The sequence below is a fragment of the Vibrio sp. 1CM8B genome, assembly GCF_023161685.1.
Classification (GTDB): Bacteria; Pseudomonadota; Gammaproteobacteria; order Enterobacterales; family Vibrionaceae; genus Vibrio; species Vibrio coralliirubri.
Map to the genome: position 1 here is coordinate 101,667 of NZ_JALNTU010000009.1, position 13,094 is coordinate 114,760.

11 protein-coding genes are annotated in these 13,094 nt (G+C 44.8%); 6 read left to right on the top strand and 5 right to left on the bottom strand.

The features are described from left to right. Window positions 1-255 precede the first annotated feature (255 nt). The 5 genes from ruvB to aspS form a co-directional block, all read right to left on the bottom strand. The gene (gene ruvB / locus MSG36_RS17230; RefSeq protein ID WP_017062078.1) at window positions 256-1,272 is read right to left on the bottom strand and encodes a Holliday junction branch migration DNA helicase RuvB; all 1,017 of its coding nucleotides are present in this window, start codon (window positions 1,270-1,272) and stop codon (window positions 256-258) included. 103 nt (window positions 1,273-1,375) lie between these two features. Next, complete coding sequence (gene ruvA, locus MSG36_RS17235) at window positions 1,376-1,987, bottom strand: Holliday junction branch migration protein RuvA (RefSeq protein ID WP_248368979.1); 612 nt, start codon at window positions 1,985-1,987, stop codon at window positions 1,376-1,378. Between the two features lie 92 nt (window positions 1,988-2,079). After that, a complete protein-coding gene (locus MSG36_RS17240; protein WP_248368981.1) occupies window positions 2,080-3,540 on the bottom strand; it encodes a methyl-accepting chemotaxis protein in 1,461 nt (486 codons plus the stop codon). A 196-nt stretch (window positions 3,541-3,736) separates the two neighbouring features. Beyond that, the gene (gene ruvC / locus MSG36_RS17245; RefSeq protein WP_004736470.1) at window positions 3,737-4,258 is read right to left on the bottom strand and encodes a crossover junction endodeoxyribonuclease RuvC; all 522 of its coding nucleotides are present in this window, start codon (window positions 4,256-4,258) and stop codon (window positions 3,737-3,739) included. A gap of 169 nt (window positions 4,259-4,427) precedes the next feature. Next, complete coding sequence (gene aspS, locus MSG36_RS17250; protein WP_135383944.1) at window positions 4,428-6,206, bottom strand: aspartate--tRNA ligase; 1,779 nt, start codon at window positions 6,204-6,206, stop codon at window positions 4,428-4,430. Between the two features lie 301 nt (window positions 6,207-6,507). Between aspS and MSG36_RS17255 the strand changes: the two genes are divergently transcribed. The 6 genes from MSG36_RS17255 to MSG36_RS17280 all read left to right on the top strand — a co-directional run bounded on the left by MSG36_RS17255 (window position 6,508) and on the right by MSG36_RS17280 (window position 12,980). Then, complete coding sequence (locus MSG36_RS17255; protein ID WP_248368983.1) at window positions 6,508-7,392, top strand: DUF72 domain-containing protein; 885 nt, start codon at window positions 6,508-6,510, stop codon at window positions 7,390-7,392. Window positions 7,393-7,531: 139 nt separating this feature from the next. Then, window positions 7,532-8,260, top strand: a complete 729-nt coding sequence (gene cmoA / locus MSG36_RS17260; protein ID WP_248368985.1) for a carboxy-S-adenosyl-L-methionine synthase CmoA — start codon at window positions 7,532-7,534, stop codon at window positions 8,258-8,260. Window positions 8,261-8,446: 186 nt separating this feature from the next. Continuing rightward, entirely contained in the window at window positions 8,447-9,418 is a 972-nt protein-coding gene (cmoB, locus tag MSG36_RS17265) for a tRNA 5-methoxyuridine(34)/uridine 5-oxyacetic acid(34) synthase CmoB (protein ID WP_248368987.1), read from the top strand. Between the two features lie 314 nt (window positions 9,419-9,732). Continuing rightward, entirely contained in the window at window positions 9,733-10,473 is a 741-nt protein-coding gene (locus MSG36_RS17270) for an ATP-dependent zinc protease (RefSeq protein ID WP_248368989.1), read from the top strand. 17 nt (window positions 10,474-10,490) lie between these two features. Beyond that, window positions 10,491-11,996, top strand: coding sequence for an inactive transglutaminase family protein (locus MSG36_RS17275; protein ID WP_248368991.1), 1,506 nt, complete (start codon window positions 10,491-10,493; stop codon window positions 11,994-11,996). A gap of 3 nt (window positions 11,997-11,999) precedes the next feature. Beyond that, entirely contained in the window at window positions 12,000-12,980 is a 981-nt protein-coding gene (locus MSG36_RS17280) for an alpha-L-glutamate ligase-like protein (RefSeq protein WP_060982365.1), read from the top strand. Window positions 12,981-13,094 lie beyond the last annotated feature (114 nt).

Sequence of the window (13,094 nt, forward strand, 5' to 3'; positions counted from 1 at the left end):
TAATAACAGCGCATGATATCTGTGACAAAAGCTCAGCACCGCCTCAACATACGAATTACAACTACCTATAAAGTATTAACAAAAAATATGACAACTTATTTCATTTTTTGTTAGCCAAATCAAACCTGCAATCAAAGTTTTCATTTTTGATGACCGTTATTCAGTCTTTTTATCGACTCGCTCAAAGAGTTGTTATTCAGTAAAAAGCAAAAAATCCCAGCGCTTATGCAACTGGGATCTTTAAAAATGAATAATTTAACGATTAGACGGCTTATCTATTCCGAAGTGTAAATATGCTCTGTCGGTCGCGATTCGACCTCTTGGCGTTCTTTGTAGGTAACCTTGTTGAATCAAGTAAGGTTCTAACACATCTTCAATGGTGTCTCTCTCTTCACCAATCGCGGCAGCCATGTTGTCGATACCTACCGGACCACCACCAAACTTCTCCATAATCGCCAGCAGAAGCTTTCTATCCATGTAGTCGAAACCTTTAGCATCGACATCCAACATGTTTAGCGCTTTGTCAGCAACCTCTGGACAAATATGCCCATCGCCTTTTACTTCCGCATAATCACGAACACGGCGCAGTAGACGGTTAGCAATACGTGGCGTACCACGAGCTCGGCGAGCAACTTCTAGCGCCCCTTCGGACTCCATAGAAAGACCAAGGCAATCTGCACTGCGCTGAACGATGTTTTGTAGGTCTTCAACCTTGTAGTACTCAAGACGCTGAGTAATACCGAAACGGTCACGTAACGGCGATGTCAGTGAGCCAGCACGAGTGGTTGCGCCAATCAAAGTAAAAGGAGGAAGGTCGATCTTGATAGAGCGTGCCGCTGGGCCTTCACCAATCATGATATCTAATTGGTAGTCTTCCATTGCTGGGTACAACACCTCTTCAACCACAGGGCTTAAACGGTGAATCTCATCAATGAACAGGACATCATTTTCTTCTAGGTTGGTCAGTAACGCCGCTAGATCACCCGCTTTTTCTAGAACAGGGCCTGAAGTCGTACGAATGTTGACATCCATCTCATTCGCAACAATGTTCGCCAACGTGGTTTTACCCAAACCTGGAGGACCAAATATCAACAGATGGTCGAGCGCCTCGTTACGCAATTGTGCCGCTTTGATGAAAATCTCCATCTGGCCGCGAACGTGATCCTGACCTTGATAGTCAGCAAGTGCTTTCGGGCGTATTGCACGATCAATGACATCTTCATCTTTGAATACTGGGTTATCCGGTGCAATAAGGCGATCGGCTTCAATCATAAATTCTGCTATTCCTAACTATGCTCTTGTTGACTCTGCGCTTCTTGACTCTGTGTAAAGGCAAAGTGAATGAGTCTATTTTGTCGAACAAGTATATTGGGTATTAAACCATCGATTTCAGAGCTTCGCGAATCAACTGCTCGCTGGTCATGCCATCTTTAGCCACTTGAGAAACCACCTTAGAAGCTTGAGTCGGCTTGTAGCCTAATGCAAGTAGTGCACTTACCGCTTCTTCTTCCGCGTCGTGAACGGTTGGCATAGAATCAATAGGAACTGCATCTGTCGCTGGAGTAAACAAGTCACCCGCACCCCACCCTTTCAGGCGGTCTTTCATTTCAACAACCAGACGTTCAGCGGTTTTCTTACCCACACCCGGAAGTTTAACCAGCGTCGAGATGTCTTCACGTTCGACACTCTGCACAAACTGGCTAGCTGTCATGCCTGAAAGAATGCCAAGGCCTAACTTAGGGCCCACACCGTTCGCTTTGATCACTTCACGGAACAGCGCACGCTCTTTAACCGTGTTAAAACCATAAAGTAGCTGCGCATCTTCACGAACAACAAAGTGAGTGTAGATAATTGCCTCTTCGCCCACGTTTGGTAATTCATAAAAACAGCTCATTGGCATTTGAACTTCATAGCCAACGCCACTCACTTCGATTAGTAATTCTGGTGGCTGTTTTTCTATTAATGTACCGCGTAGACGTCCGATCACAATTCACTCTCTTGATGGAATATAATTTGAGGGACAGAATATAAAAGAACTGGATGCTTATCCAGTTCTTTGTGTTTATTAGAATGATTTATTTAAGCTTGCTTAGCTTGGGAAACCACGCTGTTTAAGCTTTCGACCAGTTCTTTTACTGAGGTGACATGCCCGGTCAGTTCAGAACCATAATTAGCGACTAAACCTGATACGGATTTGGTTTCTGCAACGCTCTGTGCCACTTCTGAACTAGCAAGGTCGAGTTCTTTCAATGAGCTCATCTGCATCGCCATAATATTGGTGAGCTGATTAACATCAGTCGAGATGGTTTGCACCTCAGAGATAATGCCGTTCATTTCATTGGCCGTGGTTTCAATAATGGCTCTGCCATGCTCCACTTCTTCTTTACTTCGGTCTAATAAGGTTCGAATTTCTATCGCGGAATGGCTGCTTTTCGCCGATAGCTCTCTCACTTGATCTGCAACTACCGCAAAACCTCGCCCTTGCTCTCCGGCGCGTGCTGCTTCTATTGCTGCGTTAAGAGCTAATAGGTTGGTTTGCTCGGCAACCGAGGTAATCAAGTCCGCGACTTTCATGATTTCTTGATTACTTTGAATGATCTGGCTGATTGCACTGGTTGAGGCTTCTAGTGATTCTGAGCTCTTTTGCGCTTTCGTTCCCACAGCTTCACTGCGCTCTTTCAGTTCACCCACGAATGAATTGGATTCTTCGATGCCTTGAGTCATTTGATGCAGTTGTTGGCTCATCTGTTCTGCTGCACTCGCCTGAGATTCGCAATTGATGTTCAACACTTCAACTTGAGCATGTAGGTCTTGAGACTGCTGGTCTAAATGGACAGATACGCCCTGTAAGCTTTCAGAGTTTGAGTTCGCTTGGTCAAGGACAATAGAAAGTCGACCTTCACTTTGCGTCGCTTGATTGGCAATCTGTTGGCTTTCCGAAATCGCATCTTCTGCCATTTCAATCGCCACCTCTTTTTGCTTAGCGGTAAAGGCTTGAGCAATGCAAATCACCACCAGCGGCATGATCACACCAGACCACGTTTCAACCACTACCGCTTCCGGAGTAAGTACTAACTGCGGAAATTCAAAGCCATCAAGATGAGCTGAAGTCATCACCAATGAAACGCCAATCACTAACCCACTCCATACAAGGGCGACAATCCGAGTTCCTGACAGGAAAAAAGCAACCACTAACAACGGCACCCAATAAGCCTGAGTAGACTCAACCACGCCACCGCTTTGGTAAATGATATTCAGGGCGTGCACCGCCATACCGACAAAGCCAAAGTTCAATGCCAAGCTAGGCTTTCGGGTAATGCGTAATAGCAGTGCAGAGACTAATTCAAAGGCGATAAGAAATACGGAAGTGGCAACCAGCAATTGCTCTTCATGCTTGGTCCACTTGATGAGGCTGTAGACACCCACAAAGAATGCGATAAAAGTGAAGAGTAATAAGATATCGGCTTGTCTGACTTCGTTGCTATTCCATCCATTACTTTTGGGTAGAAACAGCGCGCGCCACAGCTTGATTGGGTTCATCAGTGATCATCCTTGATTAACTTGTAAGACCTCCGACCAATGTTAATAACATGTTAAATGATACGCAATGTTATTATCTGGGTTCTGTTCGAAAGATCTCATTTCATCAAGGATTTAGGTGCGTATTGTTTTGATATGAGCCAAACGAGGCGTCAGGCTCATGTAATGCAAGCTTTCAGAAAATAGAGGGGTGGGATTAACGGTAGCGCCCTTTTCTCGCACCTGTCGCTTTACCTGCCAGTGCAACCAAGGTTTTATTGGTGTTAGCGTGAGTGATCGCTACGCCGAGAGCATCGGCAGCATCAGCCTGTGGTTTGGCAGGTAGCTTGAGCATGCTCATCACCATGTTCTGAACCATCGACTTATCAGCACCACCATTACCTGTCACCGCTTGTTTGATCAAACGAGCCGCATATTCATGAACGGGTAAATCCGCATTCACCGCTGCCACAATCGCACTACCACGAGCTTGTCCAAGCTTAAGTGCAGAATCAGCGTTCTTCGCCATGAAAACCTGCTCGATCGCAAACACATCTGGCTGAAACTGAGTGATGATTTCGCTCACGCCAGCGTAAATCTGTTTTAGTCGACCTGGCAGTTCTTTTTCGGAAGTACGAATACAACCACTACCTAAGTAATATAGATGGCGACCATTTTGACGAATCACGCCATAGCCGGTAATGCGAGAGCCAGGGTCAATCCCTAAGATAATAGACATAACTTCAATACTGATTATTTATACATGCTTTTCAGCTTAGTATATCGAACGCAAAAAAAAATGCCCGTCAAATTAACGGGCATTTTCTAATTTACTCACAAATCTTGACTAATTAATTAAGAGCTCTCTATCAACTAGGATCTCTTCATCAACGAGAAAGATAACAGGCTTACGCTTGCTCTTTCTTCTCTGCCAATTTAACAGCGATTGCTAGCTCTTCCAGTGATGCTGGGTTTGCTAGGCTTGGCGCATCTGTTAGTAGACATGCTGCTGCTGTTGTTTTCGGGAATGCGATAACATCACGGATATTCTCTGTACCACAAAGTAGCATTGCTAGACGGTCAAGACCGAATGCTAGACCTGCGTGTGGTGGCGTACCGTACTTAAGTGCTTCAAGTAGGAAGCCGAACTTCTCTTGTTGCTCTTTAGCTTCAATACCTAGGATACCGAATACAGCCGTTTGCATTTCTGCGCTATGAATACGTACCGAACCACCGCCTACTTCGTAGCCGTTGATTACCATGTCGTATGCATCAGAGTTTGCTGCTGCTGGGTTCGCTTTTAGCTCTTCCGCGTTCACACCTAGTGGCGATGTGAATGGGTGGTGCATTGCGTGTAGGTTACCTTCGCCGTCTTCTTCGAACATTGGGAAGTCAACAACCCACAGTGGAGCCCATGCAGATGTGTCTGTTAGCTCTAGATCAGTACCTAGTTTAAGACGAAGTGCGCCCATTGCTTCAGCAACGATGCCCGCTTTGTCTGCGCCAAACAGAATGATATCGCCAGATTCAGCTTGAGTGCGATCTAGAATACCGTTGATTACGTCTTCGCTTAGGAATTTAGCAACTGGAGATTGAATACCTTCCATGCCTGCAGCACGGTCGTTAACCTTCATCCAAGCTAGGCCTTTCGCGCCGTAGATGTTTACGTGTTCAGCGTAACCGTCAATTTGCTTACGAGTTAGCTTAGCACCACCTGGAACACGGATAACCGCTACGCGACCTTTTTCGTCGTTAGCTGGGCCAGAGAATACTTTGAACTCAACGTCTTTAACCAAGTCAGCAACGTCAACTAGCTCTAGTGGGTTACGTAGATCTGGCTTATCAGAACCGAAACGACGAATCGCTTCAGAGAAAGGCATTACTGGGAATTGACCCAGTTCAACATCTAGAAGTTCTTTCCACATATCGTGAACAAGCTTCTCAGTCACGTTACGTACTTCTTGAGAAGTCATGAAAGATGTTTCGATATCGATTTGAGTGAATTCAGGCTGACGGTCAGCACGTAAATCTTCATCACGGAAACATTTAACGATTTGGTAGTAACGGTCGAAACCAGACATCATCAGCAATTGCTTGAACAGCTGAGGAGATTGAGGAAGTGCGTAGAAGCTACCTTTGTGAACACGGCTTGGTACTAGGTAGTCACGAGCACCTTCTGGAGTCGCTTTTGTTAGTACTGGCGTTTCGATGTCTAGGAATAGGTTCTCATCTAGGAAACGACGAACGAAGCTAGAAGCACGTGCACGAAGCTTGATACGGTCGCTCATTTCTGGACGACGAAGATCGATGTAACGGTACTTAAGACGCTGCTCTTCAGAGTTCGTTTGGTTGAAGTCTAGTGGAAGCGCTTCTGAACGGTTGATGATCTCTAGACCGGTCGCGTAAAGTTCTACTTCACCAGTAGCCATGTCTTTATTTACTTGGCTGTCCGGGCGAACACGTACTTCACCAGTAAACTTGATACAGAATTCATTACGCAGTTGGTTAGCGATCGGGAAGATATCTTTCATATCTGGATCGACAACAACCTGAACGATGCCTTCACGATCACGCATATCAATAAAGATAAGACCGCCTAAATCACGGCGACGGTTTACCCAGCCGCACAATTCTACAGTTTGTCCCGCCAGGGACTTGTTCAGGTTACCACAGTAATGGGTACGCATAATGAATTTCCCAATCTCTTAATTATTTACTAGTTTCCAAGCTGTCTGTGGTCATTCCACACAACAGAGCAAAGGAACATTTATACGCGGAAATTCGCTTAAAATCGACCTTCCACATTCGAATTTATTGTGTTTTATCAGGCTTTGCTGCTTTTTAGCCCATCAAGTGCGCAAAGATTCATCAAAACCGAAAAAATTGCGATAATTATATCTCGAAAGTACCTTAATCAGCAAAACTCTCGTAAAGTAGATTTTCATTTCGATTAAAAGCAGTAATGTGATGACTAATGGTGCAAAAACGATGGACACTTTACCTCTAAGACTTGGATTAACCATGTGGTCTCACTCTGAGTGGCAAAGTCAGTTCTATGGCAAGGGAACCAAGCCTGCCGAACGCCTAGAAAAGTACACGCAAGTTTTTCATACTGTTGAGGGCAACACGACCTTTTACGCGACGCCAAGTATGTCTACCGTTCATAACTGGAAAGCCGCCAGTCATGATGATTTCAAGTTCACCTTCAAATTGCCCAAATTCATCACTCACCAGCAGCAACTCAGACACTGCCAAGCAGAGCTCAAAGAGTTCTTGATGACTATGTCGCCACTGCACGACCGCATTGGTCAATGGACAATTCAGCTGCCGCACAGTTTTGAGCCCAGCATGCTGCCTACCCTACAAAAGTTTTGCACCTTATTCCCAAAAGATATGCAGCTCGGCGTCGAAGTTCGACACTTAGGTTTCTTTGACAAGGGCGATGCGGAAAAACGCTTCAACCAATGGCTGGTTGAGGAAGGCATCAATCGCATCATTATGGACAGCCGCCCCGTTTTTTCTGCGCCACCCACCACAGAAGCGGTGATCGATGCACATCAGAAAAAACCGCGTGTTCCTGTTCATGCAATTGCGACCGCCAATAACCCAATGATTCGATTTATTGGTCACCCAGACCAAGAACCTAATATTGAGTTTTTTAAGCCTTGGTTTACCAAAATTCCAAACTGGCTAAGCGAAGGGAAACAACCGTATTTAATGATTCACACCCCAGACAATAATCATGCGCCTGAACTTGCCATCGCTATTTACGATCTGTTGCAAAAGCAAGTGTCTGAAAATACGTTATTATTATTGCCCGACCTAGCTCAGTTTCCTGCTCAGAAAGGCAATAACCAAATCTCGATGTTTTAGCCCCTCACCTATAAGTAACTTCGAACCTTGAGCTAAATCTCAGTTTTCGTGACAGCCGCGCTTTTTTTACGTAAAATACGCCCCCTTTTATTTGGTACGAATTTTGTGCCAATTACGCTGACTGTCGAGAGAAAATGCCATGAGCAACACAGACAATATCTTTTCCGCTCCTATTGATAAAATTGGAGACTTCACCTTTGATGCAAGGGTTGCTGAAGTATTTCCGGATATGATTCAACGCTCGGTGCCTGGCTATAGTAATATCATCTCTGCAATCGGCATGCTGGCTGAGCGCTTTGTAAAGCCACATTCAAATATTTACGACCTTGGTTGCTCGCTTGGTGCGGCGACACTTTCTATGCGTCGCCACATTCAGCAAGAAGGCTGCACGATTTTCGCTATCGATAACTCAGAAGCCATGGTTGAGCGCTGCAAATTGCACGTTAATGCTTACCGCAGTGACACACCAGTAGAGGTGATTGAAGCCGACATTCGCGAAGTCGAAATCAAAGACGCTTCTGTTGTGGTGCTTAACTTTACGCTGCAATTTCTGTCGCCGGACGATCGATCCGCTCTGCTTGAAAAAATTCATGCTGGCTTGCGCCCGGGTGGGATCTTAATCTTGTCTGAAAAATACGTATTCGAAGACGAAAGCTCAAATGAACTGCTTATCGATCTGCACCATGATTTCAAACGTGCTAACGGATACAGCGAGCTAGAAGTAAGCCAGAAACGCAGCGCAATTGAAAACGTAATGCGTCCGGATTCGATCCCTGTTCACAGAGAACGATTTGATAAGATTGGCTTCTCAAGCAGCGAAGTTTGGTTCCAATGTTTCAACTTTGGTTCAATGTTCGCGATAAAGTAAACATTTTCGATTACGTAACAGCCGCGACACCATTAGCACGTACTAAAATGTCATCCTCAAGAGCGAGGAACGAGTGAGTTGGGGATCTCTTATCAAACATGATAAACGAGATTCCCTAGCATGTTTGTCCACACTCTTGATCGAGTGACAAATTTAATTTCTACACCACCAACTCAGTGAAAACCTATGTTTAATTTTGCCAATTTTTATCAACTTATTGCCCAAGATACTCGCCTTCAGCCGTGGCTCAATGTTCTGCCACAGCAACTGACCGATTGGCAAAATGCAGAGCACGGTGATTTCGACCGTTGGTTACGTGCACTAAACAAGATCCCACAAGGTGTACCAGACCAAGTTGACCTGAAGAACTCAGTGACGATTGGCAGCTCAACACCATTTCACACAGGTGAGCTTAAAAAGCTAGAAAGCCTATTAAAGACGTTCCACCCATGGAGAAAAGGCCCTTACACCGTTCACGATATTCATATCGATACTGAGTGGCGTAGTGACTGGAAATGGGAGCGTGTGCTTCCACATATCTCCCCATTGAAAAACCGTTCGGTTCTCGATGTAGGTTGTGGTAATGGTTACCACATGTGGCGCATGCTAGGTGAAGGTGCTCGCTTAACGGTTGGTATCGATCCTTCTCATCTATTCTTGGTTCAGTTTGAAGCAATTCGTAAGTTGATGGGCGATGACCAACGTGCACACCTATTACCTCTAGGTATTGAGCAACTGCCAAAGCTAGAAGCCTACGACACTGTTTTCAGCATGGGTGTTCTGTACCACCGTCGTTCGCCACTTGATCACTTGATTCAACTAAAAGACCAATTGGTATCTGGCGGCGAGTTGGTGCTTGAAACCCTAGTTATTGAAGGCGATGAAAATGCGGTACTGGTCCCTGTTGACCGTTACGCACAGATGAGAAACGTGTACTTCTTCCCTTCAGCTCGTGCACTGAAACGCTGGCTTGAACAAGTTGGCTTTGAAGACGTACGTATCGTTGATGAAAATGTCACGACAATTGGTGAACAACGCACAACAGAATGGATGACACACAACTCTCTTCCAGATTATCTAGATCCGAACGATCCAAGCAAAACGGTTGAAGGTCACCCAGCGCCAAGACGTGCGATTTTGGTAGCAACAAAGCCATAGATTCTCTGCCCACAAAGCAGTGACATATTGAGTAAATAAAACACAAGCCTATATAAGGCAGCAAAACAATGGCTGCCATGGTCAAAAAGTCACCGTTGATTCCGCGGTGAACATTTGCTTCCAGAGCTCACGAGTTGAACAAAAATTGACTTATGTTTAATAAATGAGCTATTTAAAATAGCAATAATTGGCGTAGCGCTCACATTGCGATTCAATATGACCAGACTCTTACAATAGGATGCTTCACGCATCCTTTTTTGTGGGCTAAACTTCTAAATAGTCTGAACTATTCTCTAATTCTCAAAGGTTTTTTTATGTTTAAGCGATTATCGCCGATTGTGGCGGTTGGTTTGCTCTCTGGCTGTACTCTGACAAACGGTGCAGCCTATCACCAAGAAACTCTCGACGCTATTTCCCGCTCAGAGACAAACATCGCAAATAAAGTTCAAAATCTTGAACTGCAACTAAGCAATCAAAGTGATTATATTGAAAGCTTAGAAGACGAAATCACTCGCCTTTCTAGTCAATTAGATGTCCATCTAACAAATATGGAACACAAGGTTATTGAAGAACTAGAGGAAGAAGAACCTGTCGTCGTTGCAGCCGCTCCTGTCGCCCCTACGTTACAACCAACCATCCTTGGCGGCATCGAAAAAGTGTCTATTGACTCAATCAAGCAAAGCTTCGATGCTCGTGTGGATACAGGTGCAACAACCTCTTCTCTAAACGCTGTCGATATCAAAGAGTTCGAACGTAACGGTAAGAACTGGGTTAAATTTCACCTAGACGACAAAGCCCAAGCTGAAGAAGACCAAAAATGGATTGAAGCGCCTGTTGTACGTTATGTAAAAATCCGTCAATCAACTAATGATCAGACTGAACGTCGAGCTGTGATCGAATTATGGGTGAAAGTTGGAAAAATCCATGAAAAAGCGCAATTTACATTGGCGGATCGCTCTCAAATGAGTCACCCTGTATTACTAGGGCGCGAATTTATCAAAGACATAGCGCTAGTGGATGTAAGTAAAAAGTACGTACAAACGGAAGTTAAATAACAATAGTAGGGTAAGCTATGACGTCAAGAATTCCATTTTATATCTCTATATTCCTGCTTATCGTTGCAGGTATAACACTGAGTATGTTCAGACATACCACCTACGGTGTACCTTGGACTCCTGGGGAAACCAGGCAGGTTTGGGATATTGAAGCTCGTATCGAGTTCAATGCGGTTGGTAAAGAAGCAAAAGTTTCACTAGCAGCTCCTCACACTCAGTCTAATTACACACTTATTGGTGAATCAGCTTCGTCACCAGGTTACGGCATCTCTTACTTGAACACAGAATCAGGTCGCCGTGCAGAGTGGTCTATTCGCCATGCTGATGGCCCTCAAACTATCTACTATAAGACTCAATTCCTAGTCGATAACCAAGCGAAAGTTGATGCTATACCACCTGAAGGTGAAATCACACAACCAAGCTTTGATGGTCCTGAAGAAGCAGCAGCGTTGGCATTGATTGACAGAGCAACTAAACGCTCAGCAGACAACATCACTTTCACTCGCGAACTTATCAAAACGCTTAATGATCCAGACAGCCAAAACTCAGCGCTGATTCTGAATAACATGAGCAAAGTTGAAGCGACACATAAGCTACTTTCAGCAGCAAACATCCACAATAAAGTCGTTGGCGTTATCGAGCTAGAAGATGGGCGTCGTCGTCAATCTATTCAGCAAATGAACCAGATCTGGGATAACGACCAATGGGTTCTATTCTCTCCAGAATCAAGTGAACAACAAGTTCAGCCAAACCTACTTATTTGGGATGAATCAAACGTATCTCTACTGGATGTGGTTGGCGGTCAGAACAGTAAAGTCCACTTCTCTATGATTGCGCAGGAGGTTACTCCTACTGAAGCAACCAATAGCAAAGTCTCTGCTGATCAACTGTTAAACCTTTCAATTCACAGCTTACCGCTAGAAGAGCAAGCGATGTTCAAAACCATCATGCTGATTCCTATCGGTGCTCTGATTGTTGTATTCCTGCGTGTCATCATTGGTTTAAAAACGTCTGGTACCTTCATGCCAGTACTGATTGCAGTAGCCTTTGTACAAACACAGTTGGTAACGGGCATTGTCGGCTTCCTACTTATCGTGGGTACGGGTCTGATTATTCGAAGCTACTTGTCCAAACTTAATTTGCTACTGGTCGCCAGGATATCCGCCGTAATCATCACGGTAATCATGATTATCTCTGTGTTTACTGTAGTCGCATTTAAAGTGGGTCTGACAGAAGGTCTATCCATTACGTTCTTCCCAATGATCATCCTATCTTGGACTATCGAGCGTATGTCTATCCTATGGGAAGAAGAAGGCGCGAAAGAAGTTATGCTACAAGGTGGTGGTTCTCTATTCACTGCGGTTCTTGTTTACTTAGGCATGACTAACCCGTTCATTCAGCACTTAACGTTTAATTTTATTGGTTTACAGCTTGTTATTCTAGCGACCATTTTGCTACTAGGTAACTACACAGGCTACCGTCTAACAGAGCTTCGTCGCTTTAAACCGCTAGCGGAGGACTAAGTTATGTTTGATCAATTTACTTCACCGTTTAAGTTGAAAGACAAAGGCATAATGGGAATGAACAAGCGTAACCATAGTTATATTGGTCGCTACAATGATCGTTCCAAGTATCCACTCGTTGATGACAAGCTTAAGACTAAGATCATTGCTGAACAGGCTGGCGCTACTGTGCCAAAACTGATTGGCGTTATTGGTCATCAAGCTGAAGTAAAAACAATCCACAAGATGGTAAAAGAGTGGCCGGGTTTCGTAATCAAGCCGGCTCAAGGCAGTGGCGGTAAAGGTATCCTTGTTGTGATCTCTCACAAGGATGGTGTTTACACCAAACCATCGGGTTCGACTATCAATGAAGAAGACGTAGAGCGTCACATCAGTAACGCTCTCGCGGGGCTTTTTTCACTTGGTGGTAAAAACGATGTAGCGGTAGTTGAAAACCTCATCAAGTTTGACGAATGTTTTGATGGCTTCAGTTACGAGGGCGTACCAGATGTACGAATCATCGTATTCAAGGGCTACCCTGTTATGGCGATGATGCGTCTATCTACTTCAGCTTCGGATGGCAAAGCTAACTTGCACCAAGGTGCTGTGGGCGTAGGTATTTGTATCGCTACTGGTAAAGCCGTTCGTGCGGTTCAGTTTGACCACCCAGTGACTCACCACCCAGATACGGGGAAAGAGTTGGCACTTCTTCAAGTACCGCATTGGGAAAAGCTACTCACGCTTGCATCAAGCGCTTGGGAAATGACAGGCCTTGGCTACATGGGTACGGACATGGTTTTAGACCAAGAAGAAGGTCCGATGGTACTTGAGCTAAACGCACGTCCTGGATTAGCAATACAGATTGCAAACGGCGCTGGTTTACTGCCTCGCTTGCATCATATCGAAAACCTAGGTACACCTGCTGAATACCCAAAACCAGCAGAGCGTGTTGCCTACGCCGCTAAACAATTTGGCGTTCACGGTAACGAGATTGCTCCAAACTAATCTCATCTAAATTAAAGCCAAACGACTGAGTAAGTAATTCATACTGAATATAGCTCATTAAAAAAAGCCGCATAACTCTGAGAGTTACGCGGCTTTTTAATCTCTGTCACTAAT

Coding starts and splice junctions, on each gene's coding strand:
- cmoA (WP_248368985.1), top strand. CDS start 7,532: ATGAGCAACACAGACAATATCTTTTCCGCTCCTATTGATAAAATTGGA.
- aspS (WP_135383944.1), bottom strand. CDS start 6,206: ATGCGTACCCATTACTGTGGTAACCTGAACAAGTCCCTGGCGGGACAA.
- cmoB (WP_248368987.1), top strand. CDS start 8,447: ATGTTTAATTTTGCCAATTTTTATCAACTTATTGCCCAAGATACTCGC.
- ruvC (WP_004736470.1), bottom strand. CDS start 4,258: ATGTCTATTATCTTAGGGATTGACCCTGGCTCTCGCATTACCGGCTAT.
- MSG36_RS17240 (WP_248368981.1), bottom strand. CDS start 3,540: ATGAACCCAATCAAGCTGTGGCGCGCGCTGTTTCTACCCAAAAGTAAT.
- MSG36_RS17280 (WP_060982365.1), top strand. CDS start 12,000: ATGTTTGATCAATTTACTTCACCGTTTAAGTTGAAAGACAAAGGCATA.
- ruvB (WP_017062078.1), bottom strand. CDS start 1,272: ATGATTGAAGCCGATCGCCTTATTGCACCGGATAACCCAGTATTCAAA.
- MSG36_RS17275 (WP_248368991.1), top strand. CDS start 10,491: ATGACGTCAAGAATTCCATTTTATATCTCTATATTCCTGCTTATCGTT.
- MSG36_RS17255 (WP_248368983.1), top strand. CDS start 6,508: ATGGACACTTTACCTCTAAGACTTGGATTAACCATGTGGTCTCACTCT.
- MSG36_RS17270 (WP_248368989.1), top strand. CDS start 9,733: ATGTTTAAGCGATTATCGCCGATTGTGGCGGTTGGTTTGCTCTCTGGC.